The organism is Moritella sp. 28 (genome assembly GCF_018219435.1).
Classification (GTDB): domain Bacteria; phylum Pseudomonadota; class Gammaproteobacteria; order Enterobacterales; family Moritellaceae; genus Moritella.
On sequence record NZ_CP056121.1, the window covers coordinates 1,416,893 to 1,428,889 of the forward strand.

Annotated in this window: 6 protein-coding genes; all 6 read left to right on the top strand. The window is 40.8% G+C overall.

Translation table 11 applies throughout. The features are described from left to right. Positions 1-3 precede the first annotated feature (3 nt). Complete coding sequence (locus HWV02_RS06365; protein ID WP_211678988.1) at positions 4-450, top strand: hypothetical protein; 447 nt, start codon at positions 4-6, stop codon at positions 448-450. Between the two features lie 74 nt (positions 451-524). Then, positions 525-5,258: a hypothetical protein gene (locus HWV02_RS06370; RefSeq protein WP_211689968.1), complete on the top strand. Its 4,734-nt coding sequence runs from the start codon at positions 525-527 to the stop codon at positions 5,256-5,258. Between the two features lie 133 nt (positions 5,259-5,391). After that, positions 5,392-6,771, top strand: a complete 1,380-nt coding sequence (locus HWV02_RS06375) for a tail fiber protein (protein ID WP_211678990.1) — start codon at positions 5,392-5,394, stop codon at positions 6,769-6,771. 84 nt (positions 6,772-6,855) lie between these two features. Further along, positions 6,856-9,264 carry a hypothetical protein gene (locus tag HWV02_RS06380; RefSeq protein WP_211689969.1) on the top strand — a complete coding sequence of 803 codons (2,409 nt, stop codon included), beginning with the start codon at positions 6,856-6,858 and terminating at the stop codon, positions 9,262-9,264. Between the two features lie 15 nt (positions 9,265-9,279). Further along, positions 9,280-10,926, top strand: a complete 1,647-nt coding sequence (locus HWV02_RS06385) for a contractile injection system tape measure protein (RefSeq protein WP_211689970.1) — start codon at positions 9,280-9,282, stop codon at positions 10,924-10,926. 53 nt (positions 10,927-10,979) lie between these two features. Then, the gene (locus tag HWV02_RS06390) at positions 10,980-11,996 is read left to right on the top strand and encodes a hypothetical protein (protein WP_211678993.1); all 1,017 of its coding nucleotides are present in this window, start codon (positions 10,980-10,982) and stop codon (positions 11,994-11,996) included. The last annotated feature ends 1 nt before the right edge of the window (position 11,997 follow it).

The window sequence follows — 11,997 nt, forward strand, 5'->3', positions numbered from 1 at the left end:
AATATGCCTGATAATGTAATTATGCAGGATGATTTTGTTGTGTTTGATGTAAATAGTTTTACTGGTATTAGTTTACTTGGTTCGATTCCTCCTGTGTCAATTAAAGGGAAAGGCCTACCTCAAACCCGCAATAAAATATGCTGTATTAAAGGCGATGAAACAAGTGTGAAAGTGTCTGCTCAATATTTAAAAACGGGACATAATACCCCAGGTATAGGCGAACTCACTATTAAAGCGCTTAAATCGCAACAGCAATCTAAAATCACGAAAATGAACAATAATGCTTTTTTTATTCTACAAGGTAAGTTGTTTGATGCCGTTTTTACCGTGACACAACCCTCGCAAAATATAATGCCGCCTGCAACCTTTGAAGTTGACGGTGTACACAACAAATATACCGGTACCGGTGAGTTTAAATTACAAGGCCAATTTCGTATACAGTTTACCTAGTATCGTTTATCTCGTTACAGCCCCTTCTGTTTTTGTATCAATTAAATTTTAACTATTATTTGGAACATGCCCTCATGAATATACAGCATGCCATTGCGCGCAATGGTACCCAACAACATGAGCGCTTGGCTGCTGAGCTGAGCGCGGAATTTGTCTCGATTGAAGAACGCTCAATTGATCAGCAGTTGGCTTTTATGCAGCAACTGACAAAACATATCCATTTTATTAATGAATCAGGTGAGGTTGAAGGCGATTGGTCTGGATTGCTCGCGCTTGAACCAGAACAGATACTTGCATATATAGATAATCCAGAAATTTTTTCTGTCGATACCGAGTTACCTATAGGACGTCAGCGCGAACAGTTAGACCGTCTATCAAGGTTAAGCCAGCCACAGCGGGTGATGGTATATCTGTTTTTACGGATGACACAGGTCATGCGTTATCAGTTTGCCGATTTAACTCAGCGCCATCTTGATTTTTATTACCAGCAAGTATTACAAATTAGTCCTAACGAAGGTCAAGCTGATCATTTACATGTAGTGGCTGAGTTAAATGCGACTGCTCAGGGCGCTACTGTCGTTAAGGGGAGCTTACTTGATGGAGGAACCGACGAGAGCGGAGCCGCTATTCAATACGCCTTAGATGATACTTATAGTATTAATAAGGCTCAAATAACAGAAGTGAAAAGCTTACGTGTTGCTCAGGAATATCAAGGACTGAATATATTACGTAAGCAATATAAAAATGGTTTTGAGGTCGCGATTCGTTGGGCGCTAGGCCAATATTTTCAAGGTGATCTACTGGCCCCTTATCCAAGAGGGCGTTATTACGACGAGCCTATCAACTTAGATTTATTGCTTGAAAAATATGAACAAGTGTTAGCAGATGAACCTGATGACAAAGACCTTAACATCGATTTAGTTTATTACGTAAAAGTACAGTTAGGTTTTATATCATTATCAGCCTTTATTGATTGTATGTCTGTGTATAAACAATCTATCGATGAGGGATTAGACTACCCAAGTGAAGATCTGTGGGTAACCGCGATGGAACATATTGAGGACGCATTTGATTCACGTTGGAAGCAAAATCAAACGAAACAACTGGTTGAATTGTATCAGCCTGCAAGCCTGGGTGAATTAGGTCGACTTAAGGCGTTATTAGAATTTGTGGCAGGCTCGCCAAACCCAAGTGATCCACTTCCACCTTTACCCACGACATCATCAACGTTAGAAAGCCTTTATGAGACGCTTAATGATATTGAATTAAAAGCCACTGATGATTTTAGTTTATCTGCACGGTACGTAACACAATTTATAGGTTTAACTGTTGATGAGTATTGTTTTATTCACGCTACTCATGCGACTTCTACTAACTTGTATGCGCAGAATGTGGAAGAAGTACTTGATGGAACTCAAGGTGAGGATTGGCCTCGATTCTTCTCTATTTTACAGCGTTTAGATGCTCAAACACGCAGTAAGGTTGCGCCAAGTGTTGGCCGTTGGGATGTCCTAAATATTGTTGCGAATGATAATGTTGAATTCGATGAAGTCGGTACAGCGGCATTTGGTGAAATGAGTACAAGTGAAGACCCTAATGATTATTATGGACCTGGTCTCGCTATTGTATCGCCTATTTTAGCGATGGCAGAGGGCGAACGAAATATTAAGGTTGCAGTTGCCTGCCAGCAAACAGGTTTCCCGCTGGATGATTTGACCTTAGCCCAAGACAGTGGGCTATTACATTTTAACTTATCGCTTAGTGCAGGTGATGATTGGTTCGAATTAAGTACGCAAGATGAAGCTGTTAATGTTGAAGTCGCTAATATAGGTCAGGATATTGTTAGTACATTTTCTACCTCATCTTTATACCTTCAGGTTCAATTAGCTGGCAGGGTTAATGGTGAGAACTATGTACTGATGAAAGATGGTTCAATTTGGAAAATTGTTTTATATGATGCGGGTACCTCGCAAGCATCACTTGTCTACCTTGGCCGAATTCAGGGGCTAAGTGCTGGTCAAGATATTGTCATGAATAACCTTAGTTTTAAACAGCAGCCAACAACATTAACTGGTTTGAGCTATGCGCCCAGTAAGCAAGAGATCAGTTTAGTCTCGGAAGATAATGGTTTTGGTGCAATTACTGAATCGTTAGAGCAAGGTCAGTTCATCTTATTAGATTCAGGTTTAATGGTTTCTGTTGATAGCGTTTCTGCGAGTGGCGTGACTGCAAGTGTTACTCCTCTAGGCTATTTACCGGAGGAGATGAGCAAGTCGTTAGGCGTTACCGAAACACTGGCGTATCGCTTCACTAATCTGGCATTATCTGGTGATCAACGCATTAGTAATGACTTATCAATTGTGGCATTAAAGAGCAGTGACAGTAATGTCTTTCCTTTTACCGCAGAGCATATTGACCGTATTGTCACTTATCCAAATGGTCTCGTTGTACAGTTGCGTTATTTACAAGATCCAGACCCTGAAGGGGATGAGGAGGATATCGAACTAGGCTATCGCTATGCACTTGCTGTTGAGCAAGCATGGAATGCAGAAACTGTTGATAATGCTAATGTGAATAAAATTTATCTATTGGAAACGTACCCAGGCTTCTTATTTGATATTAATTTGGCAGGAACAGACCCGGCTATTCTACCACCGACAGAGCCAGTGCCAGGGTTTAATGCAACAGAGCCTGCACTTAAGATCCAACTTCGTCATATTTCACCCGAGGAGTCAGGTGAGGATGCCGTCAATATGGCCTATGAGTACTTCCGTCATATTCGGCTTGAGAATGTGAACCTATCGGTGGAAGTAGAGGGGTTAGAGTCTTTAATTTTAGGAAATGATGACGGGGAGCTAAATGCTAATCAGCCTTGTGAACCTTTTGGCCTTCAACCGTTTGTCGGTAGTGCCTTGTATTTTACGCATCATGAACTAGCACGTAAAAAATTGTCTGATATTACTGTTAATTTGGACTGGGTCCAATTACCGGACAACTTAGCTGATTATTATAAAGCTTATACCGATGCATATCCGACTCAGGTTCCGGCATTAAATAATAACCAATTTAATGTGGGTCTTGCATTATATAATCAACGTGGTTGGATTAATTTGGACGATGTACCGCCATTATTATTTGATACTGACCCTGAAGGCATCAGTCATATCCATGCTTCACAAGGATTTAAGCATGGTGCTTATACATTCTTACCTGATTACACCGAGAGTAAGTCATCATCACCACAAGAACATAATCGCTATTTTAAATTAGATCTTAAGGGACCGGATTTTCAGCATAAAATATATCCGTTAGTCATGCGTAAACAGATGCTTGAAGCAAGTCAGCAAGCTGGATCAGAGCTCGACATAATAAATGAACCGTACACACCTAAGGTACAAAAGATCACGGTTAATTATAAAGCAGAAGAGACATTAACACCGAACATCTGGAATGATAATGAACATAGCTTTTTAGCGCATATTCATCCATTTGGCGGTGTTAATGTTGATTGGACAATTAACCCTAATCGAGAAGAGCTAGGTGCGAGTATGTTGCCTGAGTTTAAAGACGAAGGTTATTTATATCTTGGTTTAACGGATGCGCAACCATTGGATGAGATTAATATTTTCACCCAAGTTATATCGGGCTCTGGAGCTGCTCAACTCGATACTCCTCACGTACATTGGTTCTACCGTACAGAGCTCGGTTGGCGTAGTTTACCGGTTGAAAATATCCTTGACGATACAACACAATCGATGAGCTTTTCGGGGGTGACCCGCGTACGACTACCAGAAGACGCGACGACAGAGGGACCTTTGATGCCAGAAGGAAAGCATTGGTTAGCAATGCAGGTTCCTAAAAACGCTGATGCAGCAGCTAAAGTGGTTAAACTTGTATCTCAGGGAATGTCTGCAACACGCATAACTCCTATGGGCTCTGGCCAGTCGTCAACGATTGCGGCAGAGAGTGTGACTGGCTTTGTGGCTGGAAATGCAGATATTATTAACGTGACTCAGTTCTATCCTTCTTATGGCGGCCAGTCTGGTGCTGATAGTCAGCAATATTATCGGGATAGTGCTGAGCGATTACGCCATCGAGGACGTGCTGTTAACATATGGGACTATGAACGTTTGGCATTGCAATACTTCCCTGAACTACGCCATACCAAATGTTTGGCTGCAGGAGAGCAGGTTACACTTGCCAATGAATCGGTAGCTCCTGGACAGGTGAATATGATGGTTATACCTGATTTATCTGGTCAACCATTAGATTCAGTATTAGAGCCCGCGGTCACATCTGAACTGTTAACGCGAATTGAAGATAAGTTGGCAGGTCTTGCTCCTCAGGGGGTAAAACTGACGGTTAATAGCCCTTACCACGAAGCACGTAAATACCGTATGGCGGTACGGTTTAAACCAGGTTATGGACCTGGTATTTACCGGGCTAAAATTGTAGAAGCGTTAAAGCGTAAATTGACACCCTGGTCAGATCATAGCTCAGCCGCATTAAAGCTCGGTAATAAACAATATTTTAGTGAACTTATCGATTTTCTTGACCGATTAGAATATGTCGATTACGTCGCAGTATTTAAAGGCTTTGAACAAGAGACTTTATATGAAGGGACGGATGATGAGAGTCAGGTATGGCGTGAAATCGATGGACTTTCAACTCAAGTTTCTCGCCCTGACGGTTTGTTAGTATCAAGTGTTGATCATGTCGTTGATGTGATATCGAGTGAACACTTCCAGGCCGAAAAATTTCAAGGCGTCGGCTATGTGGTTATGGAATTAGACAATATTGTCCGTTAAAAGCGAATCTTCAAACAGCTGGCGCATATCCTAGCTGTTACTTTTCATTGTAATAAAACTTCATTTAATCCTAATTTTCAATTAAGACTTATCCGTTTTAAGGGATAAGTCTACCTATTCAAAAGAGTGAATTATGTCTGAACAAAATCGCAGAGAGTTAAAAGAAAAATTTAGAACGGGTGCACAGCCTACAGAGCAAGATTATGCCGATGTAATTGATTCGGTGTTAAATAAACGTGATGACGGTATAAATAAGCCTTCAGAATCCTATTTACCATTGCGATTTACCAGTTTTGGTTCGGATAAAAATATATTGGATTTTTATGATGATACAACGCATAACTGGCGCATTAATATGTTACCAGATGCGACTTATTCGGGATTCAACCTCACGACCGGCAGTGGTAATAGTCGACTATTTGTAGAACAAGGCGCTGGGGATATAGGGATTGGCACAACACAGCCAAAAGCAAAGTTACATGTGAATTTATCGGGCGACCAAGGTAAGGATGCCATTTATGTTGAGGATGCAGAGGGGGATACAACGCCGTTTCGTGTCAGTAACTCGGGTAATGTTTATATCAAGTCGAGCGAAGATGAAGTTGAGGATGCTGATTTATATGTGAACGGTTCAATAAACGTGGTGAACGAAACGACAAATAAAAGCTGGTTGCATATTAATGAAAATGGCGCGGTCGCATTTAATGGCACCGCAATTGCTGATACGCCTTACTTAGAGGTTAATCAAGACACCAAAATCAATGGTGATTTATCGATTAGCGGTAAGTTAATTGTTGAACAAGAGCTAGAAATTAAAGCGACACTTAGCGCTGAAGGGCAAAAAATCCTATTGGGCGATCATAATAATGACAAAGTGAGTATCCCCGGGAAATTAATGGGTTCGGATGCACAGGCGTTGATCATAGATGATGATGTTGAAATTTCGGGGTCATTAGCGGTTCAAAATGGCACTTCGATTAACCATATTGCGACGTCAACGGATAATGGCAATGATGATAATAAGTTGCTGACAGAGAATGCAATCAATACTTATATCCACCAAATTATGCCTAAGGGAGCCATTATTATGTGGGCTGGCTCTCAAATTCCAACTGGTTGGGCATTGTGTGATGGTAATGACGGCCGTCCTAATCTATTAAATCGATTCATTGTTGGTGCCGGTGCTGATTATCAAGTTCATGCGACTGGCGGCGAAAATCAAGTTACTTTAACTGAAGCGCAGATGCCAGCGCATAAGCATAGTGGAGAAACCTCAACAAATGGTGAACATCAACATGTTGTAGATCTCGGGTGGAAGGACTTTGGGGCATCATGGGGGTCAAATAAAAGTGGTAATGCACCACTTGATGAAGGCTCAAATAAACAAAATACCGAATCGGCAGGTTCTCATTCACACAGCTTTGAGACAAGTACGGTCGGTGGTTCGCAGGCTCACGAAAATAGACCTCCATATTATGCGCTTAGCTACATAATTAAAACAACGAGTCATTAATCCTCTCTCATCTTAAATGCTTTAATTCTTATTGCCGTGTCATTGTGCGCAATCATCATTTTAACTCACATGTAGATGTTTCTTATGAAAAATACCAATTTCCCTGAAAAAATGGATTTTAATTCTTTACGCGATTTTACGCTCGAAGATATTAAGCAATATAGCCAAGCTAGTTGGACGGATCATGGCGTATCCGATCCTGGTATTACAATTTTAGAGCAACTCGTTGCTAAGTTTGCTCAAATCGCAGAAAAGTTACAGTTAGATATACCGAGTCTGTTGGCTAGTAGGGGCGATATTTCGCTTCCGATGCCAGTGCGAGTTACGCCTGAATCGGCTGACGATAACTTTTTTACCGCTGATGAAGTATTAACATGTGCGCCCATCACTGCGACTGATTTACGTCGGGTGCTGCTTGACCATGAACAAGTTCGCAATGGTTGGATTGAACCTGTTGGTTTATTAGAGTCCCCAATGTATTGGAATTCGAGCTTGAATAAACTGGATTACGACGCCGATGAATATACTCAACCTATTCATATTACTGGTCGTTATCGAGCGCTGGTTGAACCTGACCTTGAATTGACGATGGATGAAAAAGAGTTGTTACGTCGAGAACTCACATTGACGTTGTCTGGCTATCGTAACTTGTGTGAAGAGCTGGTTGAAATAATCTTACTTGAACCTGAATACATTAAGATTAACGGTGGCATCGAGGTAAAATCGGGAACAGATGTGGAGTTACTACTAACGAATATTCACCTCGCTATAGAAGAATATATTAATCCAACGCTGGTGGTTGAAAGTAAGGTCGAACTTAAAGATAAAGGGCTCAGTATTGACCGTATTTACCAAGGTCCACGTTTAGACACTGGTTACTACAGCGATAGCTTGCTTGATACCGTCACGGTACGAAGAGATATTAGAGTGTCAGATCTATTACGCATCATTCTGGATTTTGACGAGGTAAATCAAGTTAAAGGGATCGCGATAAGTAATTTCACCGTTCCGCAAGATGATGATTGGCGTAAGTGGGTACTGCCGATCTCAAGCGGCCGTGTTCCACGTTTAGACGCGATTTATGAAATGGACGAAGTGTCTAATATCGCGACTAGTTTTATTGATTGCTATAAAGATGACAGCTTGTGTGTCATCGATAATGAGCGCGTTGATGCATTATTAAGTGCGAGAAAGATCGAACAAGACCAAATGCTGGAAGACAAGCTCTGGTATGACTTACCGATACCAGGCGGCGCTAAAGTAGATTTAAGTTATGAATCGGTACAACAAATATTTCCCGCAGTGTATGGCGTTGGAGATAATGAATTACCGGTTGTTGCTGGTGACGCTCGCCTAGCCCAGGTCAAACAGTTACAAGCATTTTTATTATTATTTGATCAATTATTGGCAAACTATACACAGCAAGTTGCGATGACGGGCGATCTACTGAGTATGAAAACACGTTCACATGTACAGCTCGACGATGTCGATTCAAATGTTTATATACCACGTACTTATCAAGCTGCTGAGTTTTCTTGTCAGGGAGATTCGGTCGTCATGGCTGGTGATTATTGGCAATCGATGAAAGATATTTTAGAACCTGTGCTGAATGAGGCGGAACATGATTGGGGCGCGATTAATAATTTGAAACACGAAGATCGGTTACTTACACACTTGTTTGCTCGGTTGGGGGAGCAGTTTACAGACCATGATTTACTTAAACGCTCGTTAAATGCCACAGGGTTCCAGCAATACCTTCATGATAAACACCGTTGTTTGAATGAACTGGCCGATCTCGCGCACGATCGTTATCAAGGGCAGAACTATAACCAAGATGACGTTAAATCAGGATTTGAGCGTAGATTAAGGGCAAAACTAGCCGTTGAGGAAGAGACTGAAGCACTACATGTTATTGAGCATATGCTGCTTTACAGCGAGACTGAAATTCCAGATGTACATCATGATGGTGTTTTACTTACTCAATTGCGTAATGATGGTAATTATTACACTGTTTTAGAAAGTAATGACCATCAGCTGATTGAGGGAGAGATTATCAGTGTATTCCAACATAGTGAATATGAAGGTAATTACAGTGTCAATATTGTCGATACTAATCAGATTGATATTGCTTTGGATTTGGGTATTGATTTGGACTCTGCCGCAGATCGAGATAAGACGTTTACAGTTAAGTGGCAGCGGGGCATAACGTATAAAAACCCTTATGCGATGCAAGTCTCTGTTGTACTACCTCGCGAGCAAGGTCGTTTTAAGGATGCAGAATTCAGGAACTTAGTCGCACGAATTGCACGTGCTGAGATGCCTGCGCATATTCAGCTGCATTTACGTTGGCTTGATGAGAGTCATTGGAATGAGTTTACGTCGCATATTACAGAGTGGAAAGCCACATATCAGGGCTATCTAGTCGGTGATGAAGCCATAACTCGCGAGACACTTGATGGTAAATCTAACGCTGTTATGGCTGGTTTGTTATAACGATGAGGTTCATTTATGGATATATCTTGTCGAGTTAGGGATAAGCATTATATAAAAAGAGTGACTGTCGACATTAACACAGACAGTCAAGTCAAAGCCGTTGAGTTACAAAATAGCTTTAGTCGATTGTGCCGAGGGAAGCTTAAACGAAAGCTGGATGAAACTTTCACTGAAATTCTTAAGGATAACAATATTGAGCACCTTCGTATTGACCGTTTGGAGGTTGATTTAGGTAAATATCAGAGAGGATTAGATCAAGCAAAACTGTTACGTGACTTCCCTAAGATAATCACCAAAGCAATTACCAATGAAATCGCCCAGCAAGTAAAAACGAATTCAGACATTACGATTAAAAATACGACGAATGCCAAACGTTTTTTAGCAAAACGCAATGAAGTTGAATATGAAGAAAAGAATGGGTTAAATCAACCGCGTCTGGAAGAGGGGGTCTCTTTAGTTAATCGACAGTCAGATGATTTTATATCGAAATTGATTGAGGGAAATCTAAAGAGCAATTCAGAGGTGGATAAAAATATTCGTCTAAGTGGTATTGCTGAATCGCATGATCATAGCGATGAAGAGTTATTTTGGTACTATTTGGATACGGGGTTATTACCTTGGTGGGCAAATGAAAACATTGCTCAACTATTAAGTGATATTTACTTTAAATTGGATCATCGTGATGCGGGGATCTTACTGTCTCGTATTCTAAAGAGGCCAGAGTTAATTTCTCGAATCTGTTATCAGTGGTCTATTCCGTTTCAACTTGAAGTACTTGAAGGCATGAATGAACTGGGAGCTGGCCAAGTCGTTTTACGCTTAATTTTACAGTCTTGTGAAGCGGTTTCTGACCACTATGAGTTTATCCGAACCGCGTGGCATACCATAGTTTCGAATCATTATAGGCAGCTAGACGAGGTTCTATTATCACAACAGGTGATAGAAGATTGGCAACAAATGTCTGGATTTGAGCGCTGGCGTGCACAATTGTCTTATAGTGCGGAAGTGCGTCAAGATACTCTATTTTGGTATTTTTTAGAAAATGCAAAAATAACACCTGTAAACATAGATTGTGTCGTGCCCGAATCGTTATTTCTGTCTCCCACATTACCGCAATCAACCTCTAACCCGCAATTAGAGTTAATAGATAATATATTGGTAGATAATGCAGGTTTAGCATTATGTCTGCCTCACTTACCTGACCTATTTAAGCAATTATCCTTCACCAATAAAGACGGTTTTTTTGTAAATGAAAACGCACAGCAACGTGCCGTTCATATCTTGCAATACATGGTCGTTGGTGAGCAAGATTATGCTGAACCTGAATTAGTTTTGAATAAAATTTTGTGTGGTATTTCACCTGAACAGCCAGTTTGGCACAAGGTTGATCTGAGTACGCAAGAAACTAATATTTGTGATGAATTTATGACTCGATTGATAACACTGATTTGCAATGATGATGGGATGTCATTGGCAGACTTTAAGTGTGTTTACATCCAGCGTAGAGGTTCGATTAGTATAAGATCTCAGGCTTGGTTATTACGTGTTGAAGCTGAAGGTAGAGATGTGCTGATACAAGCTAATATACCTGAATTTAAACCTATTCACCCCTCTTGGTCTCCTTATCCACTTGTCGTGGAGTGGGGACATGATTTGAATTAATCCTATCAATTTTAAACCGACCTTAATTTTACCTTTTAATTTGGAGACTTATTATGTCTTATAATGCAGCCCTGTCTGAGCACCTTGTTAGTGCGCCACTGGATGAGATCTTAGAGACAGTATCTAAAAGCATCATCAACACTCAGGAAAAACTAAACCAAGAATCAATGGCTGTCGCTCAGCGGATGGCCGGTGCGGATCCCGATGAGCAATTGGAGTTTGGTACCAGCAAATATTCTTTGCTAGAACTTGGCTTTGTGCCTGAGTTTTACCAGCTGGGTGAAACGAATATTAATTTGAAAATGGCCATGCAGTTGGAACGAGCAAACAACGATGACTTATTGACAGTGACTGGCAGTTTATTAAGCGAAAACTATACCAGCCGCTATGGTTTTGACCCGTTAGGCGCATCAGAAGTGTCGGTTAAACTGGTGCCATCGTCAGTGCCAAATGTGTTTGAAAAACGTGTAGCTCAAATGCTTAAAGAATATATTAATGCAGCCTTTTTGGTTATTCGCGAATATGTGATTAACGCCGATTTAAACTCGCTCACGATCCTGCAGTTAGAAAGGGCCAGTCTCCACGAGTTAGTTGACGCTAACTTATCTGACTATAAGGCTAAATTGCAAACGTTACATCCAGATGAAATGCCTGATGTGGGGAATTTACAGCAGATTATTACCAAAATAAATGCATTGGTTGTTATACGCACTTATATACTCGCTAATGACTTACGTCCGATGATGATGACCGAGTTATATGCTACGGGAGTGATAAATACCGTCGACCAGAATTTAGCGCATTATCGCCGTAGGTTTAATGAATTGAATAGTTTAAATAATGTTGATTTATTGCAGATCGCTGTTGAACAGACTAATGCGATTGCTAATATTATTAGTTATGTATTGCTAAGTAATCTGGATTCAATCACGTTTGAGCTATTGGAAGACTCCGGTGTCAGCGGATTAGTCGAGGCTAATCTTGCGACTTATCAAACAAGCATTAGTAATTATGATAAAAACGCTATCGAAGAATTAACATTAGTTCAATTACAAACATTACTGGATTAGT

Bases quoted from the DNA above. Each gene is read 5' to 3' on its own strand.
- HWV02_RS06375 (WP_211678990.1), top strand. From the start codon at position 5,392: ATGTCTGAACAAAATCGCAGAGAGTTAAAAGAAAAATTTAGAACGGGT.
- HWV02_RS06370 (WP_211689968.1), top strand. From the start codon at position 525: ATGAATATACAGCATGCCATTGCGCGCAATGGTACCCAACAACATGAG.
- HWV02_RS06380 (WP_211689969.1), top strand. From the start codon at position 6,856: ATGAAAAATACCAATTTCCCTGAAAAAATGGATTTTAATTCTTTACGC.
- HWV02_RS06390 (WP_211678993.1), top strand. From the start codon at position 10,980: ATGTCTTATAATGCAGCCCTGTCTGAGCACCTTGTTAGTGCGCCACTG.
- HWV02_RS06365 (WP_211678988.1), top strand. From the start codon at position 4: ATGCCTGATAATGTAATTATGCAGGATGATTTTGTTGTGTTTGATGTA.
- HWV02_RS06385 (WP_211689970.1), top strand. From the start codon at position 9,280: ATGGATATATCTTGTCGAGTTAGGGATAAGCATTATATAAAAAGAGTG.